At 47.1% G+C, this 14,912-nt stretch carries 14 protein-coding genes; 2 read left to right on the top strand and 12 right to left on the bottom strand.

The features are described from left to right. Window positions 1-45: 45 nt before the first annotated feature. Both eutJ and GT1_RS19620 read right to left on the bottom strand, forming a co-directional pair. Window positions 46-891 (bottom strand): ethanolamine utilization protein EutJ, encoded by an 846-nt coding sequence (gene eutJ / locus GT1_RS19625; RefSeq protein WP_223226391.1) that lies wholly within the window; start codon window positions 889-891, stop codon window positions 46-48. A gap of 133 nt (window positions 892-1,024) precedes the next feature. After that, a complete protein-coding gene (locus GT1_RS19620; RefSeq protein ID WP_223226390.1) occupies window positions 1,025-1,669 on the bottom strand; it encodes a DedA family protein in 645 nt (214 codons plus the stop codon). A 102-nt stretch (window positions 1,670-1,771) separates the two neighbouring features. Here GT1_RS19620 and GT1_RS19615 point away from each other — a divergent pair, with 102 nt between their 5' ends. Both GT1_RS19615 and GT1_RS19610 read left to right on the top strand, forming a co-directional pair. Next, window positions 1,772-2,350, top strand: a complete 579-nt coding sequence (locus GT1_RS19615; protein WP_188400132.1) for a DJ-1/PfpI family protein — start codon at window positions 1,772-1,774, stop codon at window positions 2,348-2,350. A gap of 76 nt (window positions 2,351-2,426) precedes the next feature. After that, window positions 2,427-2,927 carry a hypothetical protein gene (locus GT1_RS19610; RefSeq protein ID WP_075753893.1) on the top strand — a complete coding sequence of 167 codons (501 nt, stop codon included), beginning with the start codon at window positions 2,427-2,429 and terminating at the stop codon, window positions 2,925-2,927. Between the two features lie 202 nt (window positions 2,928-3,129). Here GT1_RS19610 and GT1_RS19605 read toward each other — a convergent pair whose 3' ends face one another. From GT1_RS19605 to GT1_RS19560, 10 genes are all read right to left on the bottom strand, one after another. After that, window positions 3,130-3,765 carry a nitroreductase family protein gene (locus GT1_RS19605; protein ID WP_223226389.1) on the bottom strand — a complete coding sequence of 212 codons (636 nt, stop codon included), beginning with the start codon at window positions 3,763-3,765 and terminating at the stop codon, window positions 3,130-3,132. Window positions 3,766-3,786: 21 nt separating this feature from the next. Further along, a complete protein-coding gene (locus GT1_RS19600; protein WP_188400131.1) occupies window positions 3,787-4,335 on the bottom strand; it encodes a gamma carbonic anhydrase family protein in 549 nt (182 codons plus the stop codon). Window positions 4,336-4,394: 59 nt separating this feature from the next. Further along, window positions 4,395-5,801, bottom strand: coding sequence for a DASS family sodium-coupled anion symporter (locus GT1_RS19595; RefSeq protein ID WP_188400130.1), 1,407 nt, complete (start codon window positions 5,799-5,801; stop codon window positions 4,395-4,397). A 241-nt stretch (window positions 5,802-6,042) separates the two neighbouring features. Beyond that, window positions 6,043-6,741: an aspartate/glutamate racemase family protein gene (locus GT1_RS19590; RefSeq protein WP_188400129.1), complete on the bottom strand. Its 699-nt coding sequence runs from the start codon at window positions 6,739-6,741 to the stop codon at window positions 6,043-6,045. Next, the gene (locus GT1_RS19585) at window positions 6,738-7,628 is read right to left on the bottom strand and encodes a PhzF family phenazine biosynthesis protein (protein ID WP_188400128.1); all 891 of its coding nucleotides are present in this window, start codon (window positions 7,626-7,628) and stop codon (window positions 6,738-6,740) included. The genes GT1_RS19590 and GT1_RS19585 overlap by 4 nt, the downstream gene beginning before the upstream one ends. A 23-nt stretch (window positions 7,629-7,651) precedes the next feature. Continuing rightward, on the bottom strand, window positions 7,652-9,163 hold the full coding sequence (locus GT1_RS19580; RefSeq protein ID WP_188400155.1) for a PLP-dependent aminotransferase family protein: 1,512 nt from the start codon (window positions 9,161-9,163) through the stop codon (window positions 7,652-7,654). 212 nt (window positions 9,164-9,375) lie between these two features. Further along, window positions 9,376-9,756 carry a RidA family protein gene (locus tag GT1_RS19575; RefSeq protein WP_188400127.1) on the bottom strand — a complete coding sequence of 127 codons (381 nt, stop codon included), beginning with the start codon at window positions 9,754-9,756 and terminating at the stop codon, window positions 9,376-9,378. A 39-nt stretch (window positions 9,757-9,795) separates the two neighbouring features. Beyond that, window positions 9,796-11,187 carry a tryptophanase gene (locus GT1_RS19570; RefSeq protein ID WP_188400126.1) on the bottom strand — a complete coding sequence of 464 codons (1,392 nt, stop codon included), beginning with the start codon at window positions 11,185-11,187 and terminating at the stop codon, window positions 9,796-9,798. Between the two features lie 560 nt (window positions 11,188-11,747). Next, complete coding sequence (locus tag GT1_RS19565; protein ID WP_188400125.1) at window positions 11,748-13,121, bottom strand: amino acid permease; 1,374 nt, start codon at window positions 13,119-13,121, stop codon at window positions 11,748-11,750. Between the two features lie 99 nt (window positions 13,122-13,220). Continuing rightward, window positions 13,221-14,828 (bottom strand): sigma-54-dependent Fis family transcriptional regulator, encoded by a 1,608-nt coding sequence (locus GT1_RS19560; RefSeq protein WP_188400124.1) that lies wholly within the window; start codon window positions 14,826-14,828, stop codon window positions 13,221-13,223. Window positions 14,829-14,912: the final 84 nt, after the last annotated feature.

The following is a 14,912-nucleotide window of genomic DNA, read 5'->3' as shown; positions in this document are numbered from 1 at the left end:
CCATAATAAAAGGTCTGACCCCAGTCGGGTCAGACCTTTTCCTTATTAGCCAAACATAGCAATACCCAGCGGTGTTACCAATAAAGGATGAGGGGGAACGTGGACTTTGCGGCCAAAGGCTTTGCTGAATTCATTTTCAAACCCTTGCAGACAGGCAGTGCCTCCCACCACATAAACAGGATAGTCATGATATTCCTCTTGTCCGGCCAGCATAGCCGTTACCACTGCAGCCATTTTTTCAATAACAGGCAAAATCACCGGCATAATCCTGCGGTGCTGGGCAGCATCCCGTTTGAGAAGTTCCGCTTCCTCAAACGGCATTTTATAAGCTCCCGCCAAGACCAGCGATACATGCGTACCGCCGGTTGGTTCGTCGGCGGTGAATACCAGCTCGCCATTACGCAAAACAGCAATTCCGGTAGTGCCGCCGCCGATATCCACCACAATGCCATGGGTAATACCCAGGGCCTTAGCGGCTGCTACCGGCTCGTCCACCTGACAAACAGGCTCCAAACCGGCTCCGGCAATAACATGACCGCAGGCTAAAGCATTGCGTCCCACCGTTCCCGGCGGAATGGCGGTAGCCCCTTTGTCCAGGGTAATACCCATACGTTCTTCCACTTCGGCTTTTAATTCCTCAACAATGAGCATCGCCCCCCGGAAGTCAACAACCAAGCCATCCTTTACCACCGAAGCCCAGCGCAGACTTCCTGCTACGGGATTGCCTGCTTCATCGGCAACAACCAGTACCACATCGGCAGTCCCCAGGTCGACACCTACTTTATAAGGGCCGGGTAAATCGGCTACCGTTTTTGTTTCCATAAGCTCATGCAATTTATAAATTTTTTCATAGGCTTCCATGGTTTTATCCCCCTCGCCGTGCAACTTCATGAAACAGTACCCTTTCTATCTGCTGTTCCCTGCAATAACACGAAATACCTGTTGCCATAACCGTAAATATCTGACAAGTTATTTTAAATTCTTGCGCAAAACAAGGGGGTATAAACAGAGGGCCGGCCTTGACTCATTTTTCTCTTGACTTATTGGCATATTTATAAATGAAATAGGCCGCCAGTACAGAAAATACCACCCCGCCGGCGGCTAAACCAAGCTGACTTCCCAATTCCGTTATTCCCTGCCAGTTGTAGCCCAGCGAAAATCCGGCATAGATCAGTGCGCTGCACCAGATAACCGAACTAAGAATGGTACTTATAATATATTTTTTACTATTCATATGGAAAAAGCCTGCCGGGACAGGGATAGCACCACGGATAACAGGCAGCAGTCTGCCAACCACGACAGCTAAGGCACCATATTTTTTCAGCCAGGTATTGACCGCCGCCAGCTTGGCAGCCGACGGCATCAGAAAACCTAAATAGCGTGTTACTATTGCTGAACGGCTAAAAAAACCAACACCAAAACCAAGCAAGGCTCCTACCAAATCACCCAGCGCGGTGGCAGCAACTGTGGGAATCAGTTCTACCCGGCCGATAAATAATAAATAGCCGCTAAACCCCAAAGTCAATTCACCGGGGAAGGGCACTCCTATCCCGGTGAGCAGCATAGCGGCAAAAATAGCCGCATACATATTCTCTCCCAGTCTGTTCAGCAGCACAAACAATGTTTCTTCCATCAGCGTTAGCTCCAGACCGAATTTATTCGATAACAATACAGATAAGTCTTACTACACAAATTTTATCATTTCCGGTACAATTAAAATAGTATTTAGAAATAAGGGTAATAGGATAACAGTAGTAAAGGAAGTGCTTGCATGATTACCATTGGCATCCTGATTTTCCCGCAAGTCGAAGAGCTCGATTTTGTCGCCCCTTTTGAAGTACTAAGCTATAGTAATAAAATTACCCCTGACAGTACCCGGGTTCTGCTGATAGCTGAAAACTCCGACCCCATAGAAGCTTTTAACGGCATGAAAGTCATTCCTCATACGACGTTAGCTACCTGTCCGCCTTTGGATATTATCGTAGTTCCCGGCGGCAAAGGCCGGCTGGCCGCCATGAGAAATACAGCTATAACTGAGTTTATTAGAGCACAGTCCCACCACGCTAAATTCACTGCCTCGGTGTGTACCGGCGCTCTCATTCTCGCCGCAGCAGGCTTGCTTGCCAATAAAAAAGCTACCACCTACCACACTGCGTTTGACGAGTTAAAAACCTACACTGTAGACGTACTCACCCAAAAGGTAGTTCAGGACGGCAGGATTATTACCTCAGCCGGAGTTAGTTCCGGTATTGAATTAGGTCTGTATCTGTTAAAACTGCTGTTTGGCGCAAGTATGGCGCAAGAGGTAGCCGATAAAATTGAATATAGTATCAACGTAGCGCAAATTTAACTATTTATGCCAATAGTCAGCGCCTTATATTTATTTACCAACCTCCCCATACTAGTAGTATGAAGGAGGTTTTTTTATGAAAAAAAATTATACCAAACTGCTTCGTTATACTACAGTTGTAGTATGGCTCTCTCTGGCTGCATTTGCCAGCGGCTGCACTAACAACCTCACGCCGGTAGAACCCCAGGCTCCAACTCCTGCCCCGTCCCAGCCGCAGATTCCCGCCCCCGCTCCGGTGCCGCCGGTCACGCTTCCCATTGAACAGCCCCAAGGCAAAGATGTTGTAGTAACCTACAACTACGGCGATACAGGTAAGGTATCGCTTTCCAGCAATAACCTTGTATTAAAGGTTGGCCAAAAACTAATTCTTTCGCCAGCCTCCGGTGTCACCAAAACTACCCGCTTCACCTCATCCGGCGATAATTTCTGGGGTGACGTTATGAGGCAGGAAGGCACTGTCAAGCAAAATGGTCAAGCCATATTTACGGCCATAAAGGCCGGCAAGGGCAAACTTCAGATTATCCCGAACAGTACTGAGGTTGAGCGAGCGGTTGACCTCTGGGTTACAGTCCAGTGAACTCGTTTCAGCAAAACTGAAACATCGGGGGTTCAGGTGGAGAGTCTACTCCACCTGAACTTACGCCGCCTGTAGAGGCGGAGTCTTGACTCAGAGTATAAGATAAACTGGCAAAACAGAAATAGGCGCAACAGGTAAGAGGAAACAGGGAGAAAGTGCTCACCAACACTTCTCCCTGTTTTCCGTAACGTTACCCAACCTGTTAGCGAATAATTGTTAAAACTTCTTCCAGCGGTTTGCGTGGTGTGGATGATATATTAGCATTTGCGGGTACACCCAGTGGTGTCATGGCTGCCAGATAATATCCCTCTTTAACAAACCCGATATACTCTGAAATCTCTTTGGCAGCATAGGTCGGACCTGTCATCCAGCAAGTGCCGTATCCCAGGCTGGCTGCAGCCAACAGCAGATTTTCCATGGCGGCGGCAATGTTTTGAATACCGGGATTGGCTTTGCCATATTGCATAGCCTCACCTTGCGGCATAAGACCATCGGCGATAAGCATGTCGCCTATGGTTTCATAAGGGGCGGCATATACCAGCACCAGCACCGGCGCACCTTTAAACACGGTATGATAGCCCACAGACCCGCGAAATGCTTTGCGCTTGCCCTCATCTTTCAGGTATGTACTTAACTCGGCATTCTTTTTTTCCACAATCCGGGCAATGTCCGCAAGTTTAATTTTATCGGTTATCACAACAAAATGCCAGTTCTGCTGGTTCTTGCCTGATGGCGCATGAGTGGCTGCTTTGATTAATTCTTTGATCGTCTCTTCCGGAATCTGCTCTGCGGTAAATTGACGTACACTATGACGTTGGTAGATAAATTCTAAATCCATTATATTACCTCCTCTTGACAGTTATACTATTTTTTCACCCTGATAACGTTCACCGCCGGCGTCTGGCATGATTTTATAACGCTCAGTCCACAGTGTTTTATATTTTATCGCCTGCGCGTGGATGCTATCCCACTCCTCAGGCGCAGATTTTATCACTTTTCCGGGTACGCCTACCACCAGCGAATGAGGAGGAATTATCTGATTTTCTTTAACCACCGCACCGGCGGCAATAATACTGCCTTTCCCCACTACGGCACCATTCAGGACAACCGCCCCCATACCGACTAAACAATGATCTTCAATGATGCAGCCGTGGATAATGACATTATGGCCGACAGTAACATAGTCGCCAATGATGGTCGGGTGGGCATCGGCCACATGGACAACACTGTTATCCTGCACATTGGTATACCGCCCAATCTCAATCCGGTTGACATCCCCTCTGGCAACAACATTAAACCATAAGCTGCTGAACTCTTTCATCGTTACTGCCCCAATGACCTTAGCCCCATCGGCGATAAAGGTCTTTTTATCCAGAGTCGGAGTAATTCCTTCAAATTCAGAAATCATTGCTAAAGCTCCTTCCGCCTGTTCAAATGCATTATCTTTACTATACCCTGTTCAACAGGTTAATACCATAGACCAATGAATTTCCAATAAAGCAGCCCCAGCGTCAGATAGAGCACTGCATGTAAGACGGTAATCAGCGTGCCGGCACCCCACCAGGTCTTTTTGTCATTATACCCTTTTTCCATTAAAAACGGCCCCAAGGCATTGCCGTAATGGGTTAAAGTACAGGAAATAATCATTAAATACGCCAGGATAAAAAAGGCCGGAAACCTGGGTACATCGGTTGCCGCAACGAAAGAGAAAATAAGCGGGGAAAACGCCACAACATAGCCGGTATAGGACACAAAAAAATAATGAGGCAGGATGGCCAGCACCGCCACGATCAGCAAAATGGTGTATTCTCCCAGTCCGGCAGTAGGCAGCATTAACTTAATAATACCGGCAAACCAGCTAAAAAAACCCAGTTTGGTCAGTGCCGCTGAAAAACCCAAAATAGCGCCAAACCAGATAAGAAACGACCACATATCTTTGCTTTCAGCCAAATCGTTCCAATCAAGCACACCGGTTACCAGCATCAGCGATATGCCGATAAAAGCCACCAGTGTACTGTCTATTTTAGTTACAGTACTTGTCGACCACAAGATAAGGATGGTAAAAAATATCCCGGCAGCTGTCCATTCGCTGCCGCTGACAGAGCCCATGCCGCCCAGCTCGCGCCGGGCTCTTTCCCTGACTGCTCCCATGCAGTCAGTAGCAGGGGGACATAATTTATAAATAATGTATGGTGTCAGCAAAAAACCAATAACCCCCGGCAGAGCGCCCACTGTCCATAATGGCCAGCTGATAGTGATGCCAAGAACATCCTGAGCTAGTTTAACATTTATCAGATTAGGACCCATCCCGGTCATAAACAAGCTGCCGGTAAGCATACTGACAACAAAGGCCAGCAGCGTAAAATACGCCCCTGTCCGCCGTTTATCTTCCGGATTACCGGAACTGCTGGCATCAATGACACCCTCGGCCAGCGGATACACCAAACCACCCGTCCGGGCCGGCGAAGCCGGTATGCTGGTAGCCAGCAGCAGGTCAACAAAGCTTAAAATATAACCAATCCTCAGCGTTGTTTTACCAAAACGGCTGATCAGCATCAGACCCAGCCGCCGGGTAAGACCGGATTTTTTCAAACCGGTACCAATCATCATGGCTACCAGGGTCAGCCACAGCATAGCATCAGTATATCCGACCAGAATCTCGCGCAGAGGCAGAACAAACATACTTGCCAAGGTAGTGATCAGAAGCAGCAGCGTCGGTTCCGGATAAGGCTGCAATATCAAACCTAATATTAACGCAACAAACACACCAAATAAATGCCATGCAGTTACGCTTAAGCCATCAGGTACCGGATAAGAAAAAAAGACACCGGCAACAATCAAAAGAACAGCAATTTTGGCAAAGCGTAATTTCACCTACTCATCTCCTTATAGATGTCAAAACTGGCATACTATTTTTTTCTCTGCCAGTTTACAAAAACCCTTTTACTGTCCGGTCTCTTCTCACAAAAGCAGCTCTTTATAGGAGCGTTTACCTCAGTTAGGCCAGCCTGCACCGAGCCTCTGCAATGGCAAAAGCCGCTACTACCCTTATCCTGTTTATACTTTCCAGGATGTTAAAAAAGATGTCGGCCGACATCTTTTTTAACATTACCCATTATTTCCCTGTCAACGCATATTGCAAGGCAGCTTCTGCGTGGATGGTCATGGTATCAAACAGCGGTGCAGCCACATCGGCCTGCTTTATCAGCAGCGGAATCTCGGTGCAGCCCAGGACAATTCCCCCGGCTCCTTGTTGCAGCAGCTTATCGATAATCTTTAAGTATTGCACCTTTGACTCCTGCCGGAAAACACCTTTACACAATTCTTGAAAAATAACGGTATTGATCAATTCCCGCTCATCTGCTTCCGGGATAATGACTTCAATGCCGTGCTGCTCCTGCAGCCGCTGCCGGTAAAAATCGCCTTCCATGGCAAACCGGGTACCCAGCAGGCCCACGGTTGCGATCTCCTGCACTTTTATCCTTGCTGCGGTTGCATCGGCAATGTGCAGCACAGTCATGCCTGTCTGCCCCGCAATGCTGGCAGCACATTTATGGATAGTGTTGGAACAGATAAGTAAAAAATCGGCACCGCCCTGCTGCAGGCGCATGGCAGCGTCTACCATGACCGAATCTACCTCGTCCCAGTTTCCCTGCCGCATCCATTGCTCCACAGGGCCAAAATCTACCGAGTATAGCAAACACCGGGCTGAATGTAGCCCGCCCAGCCGCTGCTTGATCCCCTCATTTAGTAGCCGGTAATACTGGAGCGTGGATTCCCAGCTCAAACCGCCAATCAGTCCAATTGTTTTCAAAACCGCATTTCCCCCTCCAGCACAGTTATAGCCGGACCGCCTACTTTTACTGTATCCACCCGACCCGCCTGTTTGCTGACCAGGACATTCACCCAGCCCGGACGCCGTACCTCAAGGCCGGCTTCCCCGGTCAGACAGGTATCCCGCTCAGCGGCCAGCAACGCATGGGCGACGATGTAGGCGGCAGCGCAGCCGGCGCCGGTACCGCACACCGGGTCTTCATTGATGCCCACCAGCGGCGCAAAGGCCCGCATATAAAAGCTGCTGTCAGGCCGGACCGTCTCCAGACAAAACGGCACAAACCCCACCGCGCCGCATTGCCTGCTCATGACTTCAAGGGCGGCAAAATCGGCGCGGCAACTGCTCAGCTTGTCAAGCTGCTTCACCCCGGCCACCAGCCACCAAAGCCCTGTTGATACTTTCATCGGCGGTAAGTCCAGCAAATCACCGGCTGTTAACCCTAAGGCTGTGGCAAATTCCTCCCGGCTGAGCCCTGCCTCCGACAATTGCGGCGCAGCCTGCGTCATCATAAATACTGCCTGGCCGCCGGCCTTTACTACTTCTACCGGTAAGATACCGGCTTTGGTTTCCTGATAAAATACTGTTTTTGCCGGATCCAGCCTGCCTTCTTCATACAGCGTAGCAAACGTGGCAATGGTCGCATGACCGCATAAATCAACTTCGGCATTGGGGGTAAAAAACTGAACCTTGAAATCGGCTGTGCCGGAGCGGGATACAAAAGCCGTTTCTGACAGGTTCATTTCTCGCGCAATTTTTTGTTTAAGTTCATCAGGCAAGCCGTCGGCCGCTGTCACCACTCCTGCCGGATTGCCGCCAAACAGTTCGGTGGTAAAGGCATCTACCTGTTTGATTTTGACAATGCCCACTAATTATCACCTCCGCAAATTTGCTACACCAGCGGTTTTAGTGTATGCTGGCACTCTTCCTCATAATTGGCGCAGGCCGTCTCTTTTACAGCCTGCAATAAATATTTTATGCCGTTATCAATTTGTTCCGGTTCGGTAAACGTATAATTCAGCCTGATATGGGTATCCCCCTGGGTACCGTCAGGATAAAAGGCTTCGCCCGGCAAAAATACCACACCCCGTTTAGCGGCGTTAGCCACCAGTTTGTGCCTGACAATATTGTCAGGCAAACGGCACCAGATATAATAGCCGCCTGCCGGCTTATTCCAGCCGATGCCCGGAACCTTATATTTGTCCAGGGCTTTGAGCATAGCATTCCGGCGCCCGGCGTACTCCTGCCGCAGCCGCGCCACATGCCGTTCATAATGGCCCCGGCGGATAAAGGCATCCAGCAGGAGTTGCGCTGGCGTATTGACATGCAAATCGGTCATTTGCTTGAGATGGGCGAACTTGGTAAGCACCTGCGGCGGCGCCGTTACCCAGCCTACCCGCAAACCCAAAAACAACGCCTTCGAAAATGTGCTTAAGTAGATAACATAGCCATGGCGGTCCAGCGCTTTAAGTGAGGGAACCGGCGTGGTATCATAGTAAAGCTCGCCGTAGGGGTCATCCTCCAGAATGGGCAGCTGATGCTGATAGGCCAGATCCAGCAACTCATAACGCCGCTGCAGGCTGAGACTAATACCGGACGGGTTTTGAAAAGTAGGCAGCGTATAGATAAACTTGGGCTTATGGCGTACCAGCAATGCTTCCAGCACATCGGTGCGCAGGCCGTCTTTGTCAATAGGCACGCCAATAACCCGCGCACCGGCCGACCGGAATATCTGAATGGCCCCGAAAAAAGTAGGTTCTTCTACAATAACGGTATCCCCCGGCCTGATGAATATCCGGGCGGCAAAATCAAGCCCCTGCTGGGAACCGGAAAGTACCACAATATCTTTGGCGGCTGCCACAATCTGGCGCTGCCGCAGCAACTGGCCGATACTTTCCCGCAGCGGATAACAGCCTTCTACCGGACTGTGCAAAAACAGCTCTTGACCGGCAGTCCTAAACAGCTCTGCCTGTATTTCCTCCAGGACGGCCACCGGGTACAAACTGGGAGCCGGAATGCCGCCGGCAAAGGAAATAACATCTCTACCGGTCCGGGCCATAATATCACTGATAATGGTATCATGGCTGGCCATAATGCTTTCCGTAAACAACTGATACCAGGGCAACGGATTGATATACCGGTCGGGCGCAGCCGGCACTCGTGCCGTTTGCGGGAGAACGACCGTCCCTTTGCCAACATGGGAATCTGCCAGGCCATCGGCTTTGAGTTCCTGGTAAGCCTTAATAACGGTGCTGCGGTTAACCCCCAGTTCCCTAGCCAGGCTGCGTTCGGGCGGCAAGAGAAAATCGACAGGCAGCACGCCGGAAAAAATCATATCCCGCAATTGATTTTTTATTTGCAAATAAATAGGCGTATCAGCATTACGATTGACGGTGATGCGCATCAAATCACTCTTTTTATTAAAATTTGCGGATTGGTACCATCCAATTATCATTTTATCAAACTATTTTCAAAAGAAAACTGCCAATTGGCATATTTTCCAACCAACCAATTTATATGTCACATTATATAGTTGCAGGAGCAGACAGCTGGTGAGGTGCACAGCAAAAAATCCTGCCTAATATCTTGGCAGGATTCCTTGCTGTGCACCTAATTTTATCCCAGCGCTGCAATCACTTCGATCTCCACCAGCGCATCTTTGGGAAGCCTGGCAACCTGCACACATGCCCTTGCCGGACACGGTTGCGTGAAATAAGTGGCATAAATTCCGTTCATTGCGGCAAAATCATTCATATCCTTTACATATACAGTCGTTTTTACTATATGTTCAAAGGAGGTGCCGGCTGCCGACAGAATCGCTTTTATATTCTCCAGCGACTGCTTTGTCTGCGCCTCAATGCCGCCGTCAACAAGATTGCCACTATCCTTGTCTGCAGGCAATTGCCCGGAGACAAACAGGAAGCCATTGACCTTGATTGCCTGAGAATATGGCCCGATGGCTTTGGGCGCTTGTCCGGTTTGAATCATTTGCTTCATACAGCCATCCCCCTAATCAATATATTCCGGCGATAGCCTTTACTCTTCAACAGGCGCAAGCTCGGCCTGGAAGTGGCGGAGGATCGGCGGCTCCCAGATAATCTTATAACCGCGCTTAATCTTATGTGCTCTTTCTTTGATAGCAATAAGGGCGTCAGCCATAATATCAAAATGACTCTGCGTATACACGCGGCGCGGAATAGCAAGACGGGTAAATTCAAAATCAGCATGAAGCTGTTTTTTGGTATCAGGGTCATTGCCTAGCATATAGGAGCCGATATCGCAGGTACGAATGCCCGCTTCTTTGTACAACTCGATAGCGAGAGCCTGGCCCGGGAACTCATAGTAAGGAATTTCCGGGAACATTGCCTTAGCATCGACGAATACGCCGTGGCCGCCGACCGGTGATTGATAAGCAATGCCGGCATCATCCAGACGGGCTGCCAAATATTCCATCTGGCCGATACGATACCGCAGATAATTCTCATCAAGCCCTTCATAAAGGCCAATAGCCAATGCTTCCAGATCCCGTCCGGAAAGGCCGCCATAGGTTGAAAAGCCTTCAAAAGAAATGCAGCGGGCTTTGATTGGCAAAATCAGCGGCGAATTTGCATCTTTAACCCCGATTAATCCCCCCATATTTACTACCGTATCTTTTTTGGCCGACATGGTAAACATATCGCCGCAGTCAAAGATTGCCCTGATGATCTCCCTGATAGATTTATTTTTGAATTCTTCCTCGCGTATTTTGATAAAGTATGCATTCTCAGCATAACGGGCAGCATCAATGTCCAATGGAATATTGTATTTCTTGCACACAGCCGCGACATCGCGGATATTCTGCACAGATACAGGCTGACCGCCGGCAGAGTTGTTGGTTATGGTCATAACGACCAGGCCAACATTTTCCGCTCCATGCTCCAGGATGATTTTCTCCATTTTTTCAACATTCATATTGCCTTTGAACGGAACTCGCTTCGCAGGATCTTTTGCTTCCTCGACAACACAATCAATAGCGCGCGCGCCGCAAAGTTCCACATGAGCTCTTGTTGTATCAAAAAACATATTGGAAATAGCAACTTTGCCGGAACTAAGCATGGTGCCGAAAAGAACTTTTTCCGCTGCGCGTCCCTGATGCACCGGTTGAATAAAGCCGTAATTGAAAATATCCTTACCTGCTTCAACCAGTTTATAATAACTGGATGAGCCGGCATAAGCTTCATCGCCTCTCATAACACCTGCCCACATTTGATCAGACATAGCGTTGGTGCCGGAGTCGGTCAAAAGATCAATATAAACATCCTGACCTGCGAGATTAAACAAATTATATTTTGCTTCTTTGATCTTCTGTTCTCTTTCTTCTTGAGTAAGTATTCTGATTGGCTCTACCATTTTAATTCTAAAAGGTTCTGGAATGTACTTAACTGCCATAATAAAATCCTCCCGGTTAATTAAATTTTTAAAGTGAAGCTTTCACTTTAATGTCTGCTTATATACTTTGCAAATATCGTGCCAATAATAATCGAAGGCACTATCAGTACCTTTGGTGATTTCGATAAGTTTATTTGATAAATCATTATTCCTGTTTTTTTTACTAAAATTGCTCCCCCCTTTTTTGAGATTTGCTACCCAACTGCCGGCGAATCGGTTTCCTTCTGTTTTTTATCCGACAACAGCGAATAAAAGCCACCTCCCTCGCGCTGTCAGTACTGATTTCATGTTTTTCACTTGACTTCTTCGTTCTATTCCAACAATGAGTTGTCTGTCGCCAACAGCCAGGCCTGGCATTCTCCCTTGATTGGTATAAACACAAATATCATGCCAAGCAATAAATGGTGAAAACAGAAATATTATACTATTTTGATAACTTTTCGGGATAAATAATCTTATCATAATGAAAAGATTATTTATCAGACCATTCACATAAAAAGCGAAGGAGCTTTCCCATGGAAATCTCCTTCGCTTCCCTAACCGGCAACTATCATTGCCTGCTATATCTCTATTGTCTTATTGCCTTTATAATTCTGCTTTAGTTTAAATCCAAGCCACAGAATAATCAGCCATAAAGGCATAATATAAACCGACAATTTCATATCATCAATTTGAAGCATTAAGCCTACAATCATAATCATGAAGGCCAGACAAACATAGTTTGAATACGGATGCCAAGGTACTTTGAATGCCAGTTTGTCCCCATCAGCACTGTGGGCGGCACGAAATTTGAGATTGGCGATAATAATTACCGTCCAACTGATGATTGCCGACAAAACAGCTACTGCAATTAAATACATAAACACTTTGCCAGGTAATAAATAATTTAATACTACGGCAAGCAGAGTGCACGCGGAAGAAGCAAAAACACCCACTGCCGGAACACCCTTGCTGCTTAATTTCGCAAAAAATTTGGGAGCATTGCCTTGCTGGGCAAGCCCGTACAGCATGCGGGCATTACTGTAAATACCGCTGTTGTACACCGATAAAGCGGCACTAAGAACAACCACATTCAAAATAGTGGCGGCTGCCGGAATACCCATGTTCGAAAAAATTTGTACAAAAGGACTGCCATCCAAACCAATTTTATTCCAAGGATAAATAATCATCATTACCGTTAATGCGCCTATATAAAAGATCAAAATCCGCCACATTACCTGATTGACGGCCTGAGGAATTGACTTCTTAGGGTTATCGGCTTCCCCCGCAGTAATACCAATCAGTTCAATTCCACCAAAGGAAAACATGACAATGACCAAAGAAAGCAGCAATCCCCACATTCCATTGGGCATAAACCCGCCATGCGCCCAAAGGTTCTCGAAACCAAGGGGTGTTCCGCCGACACCGATCCCTGTAAATATCATCATAATCCCCAGCACAATCATACCAATGATAGCAACTACTTTGATGATGGCAAACCAGAATTCAAGTTCTCCATACATTTTCACCTCAATTAAGTTCAGTAAGGTGATTATTATCAGGCACACCAACGCAGACAGCCAGTGAGGGACATCCGGCCACCAAAAATTGATGTAAATTCCTATCGCCGTTAATTCGGCCATACTGACAATAATGTAATTAAACCAATAGTTCCAGCCGGATAAGAAGCCGGGAAACTCTCCCCAGTATTTGTACGCATAATAACTGAAAGAACCGGAAACCGGCTCCTCAACTGCCATTTCACCAAGCATTCTCATAATCATGAAAATAATTGTTCCGCCAATAATATACGAAAGTGTAATCGCCGGCCCTACCAATTGAATAGTTTTCGCCGAACCGTAAAACAGCCCTGTACCGATTGCCCCTCCCAAAGCAATCATCTGAATATGCCGATTTTTCAAACCTCGCTGCATGCCATTATTTGCTGAATTCATTCCTTTCGCCCCTCTCGTTTTTTCAACCTTTGGAAAGTAACTACTTGGATAATTCGCAATATTCATGCCAGCATTTTATATTTTCGATAATATTTTTTATCAAATTTTATATTCTTTGATTTTATTCAAGATCGTAGTATTGGATACTCCTAAAACTTGTCCGGCCAGCCTGGATGAAGGGTGTTTTTTTAAAACCCTGGTGATTATTTCCTTTTCCACACTTGCCACAATCTCTTTTAGCGGCGGCCAATCTCCCGCAATCGGAATTTCCACCTGCAATGTTTGATGATTTTTCGAAATAGGCCCCGTACTTCTTAGAGTAACAGCTTCTGTGATGTCGGTCCAGGCGGCAAGATGTTCGGGCCTGATTTCTGCATTATCGATTAAGTTAATTACCCGTTCCAGTGTATTTTCCAACTGCCGCACATTGCCCGGCCATTCTTGCGCAACCAGGAGCTCAAGACTTTTTTGGGCTAAATGGGCCTCCGGCTTATTGATCTCAGCACAAATTTTTCGGATTAAATGTTGGGACAATAGGGGAATATCCGCTTTTCGTTCCCGCAGCGGCGGAATTGTCAGCGGGATAACATTAAGTCGATAATATAAATCATCCCGGAAATTCCCCGACTGAATCATTTCTTCCAGATTACGGTGTGTGGCTGCTATAACCCTTACATCTACCCTAATATCTTTATCGCCACCCACACGGCGGACTGTCCCTTCCTGCAAAACACGCAGCAGCCGCACTTGCAGCCGCGGCGATATATCGCCGATCTCATCCAAAAACAAGGTACCGCCGTTAGCCTGCTCAAAAAGGCCCTTTTTGCCGCCTTTAACAGCACCTGTAAAAGCTCCCTCCTCGTAACCAAACAATTCACTTTCCAGCAAAGACTCTGTCAATGCGGCACAGTTTATGGGAATGAAAGGCCTATTTCGCCGCGAGCCTTCTGTGTGAATGGCGTTGGCAAACAACTCTTTGCCTGTACCGCTTTCCCCGCGCAATAAAACAGTAGACGAAATTCTGGATACCGCGCGCGCCGAAGCTATGAGCCGGGCCATTTGCTGACTTTGATGAATAATATCGTCAAAAGTTATCAGTCGGGATGATTTATTTGCCTGCAATATTACTTTTTCCACTTGCCGAAAGTCTTGAATGGTAGAAACGGCTCCTATAATTCGTCCCCGACTATTTCGAATGGGTATGTTGCTGGATAAAAACTGTACCGTCCTGCCGTTTCTTTTGATCCTTCGCTCTTTCAACCGATGGGCATCCCCAAAATGCAAGGTTTCAAGGATCGGCGGAGATTCGCCCACTAATTCTTCTACCGGCAAGCCTATAGCTTCTTCTAATTTGCAGCCCAATATTGTGCAAGCAACTTCATTTATGTGTGACACGATACCCTTCTTATTAATTGCCAGAACACCTTCGCTAACAGAATTGAGAATAGTCCGCAATTCAATTTCCTTTTCCTGATAAGGCATTTGTGTACGGAACGTGACGGCTGTAATATTCTCCAATTCTGTAAGATCGGCCACTAAACTTTGCGCTTGTTCTTCTTTAGCACATTGAAACTGGATAATCATCCCCTGTTCAGGAATTACCTCCATTGCAATTTTGTCCACATTGTTTTTTTCAGTAATGCGAAATATCTCATAACCTAATCCAGGGGAATTAACAAAATCAATTTGAATAATATATTGCAACATTGTCCATCCCTCCTTCAATAATCTTAAAGAATCTCTTTAATTCTCAGTTTTACATAGCATTTCACATATTTAAGACTCGTCTTT

This window comes from Sporomusa sp. GT1 (genome assembly GCF_014634905.1).
Classification (GTDB): domain Bacteria; phylum Bacillota; class Negativicutes; order Sporomusales; family Sporomusaceae; genus Sporomusa; species Sporomusa sphaeroides.
Note: the sequence above shows the minus strand (reverse complement) of the source record. Positions and strands in the feature narration are given on the sequence as shown.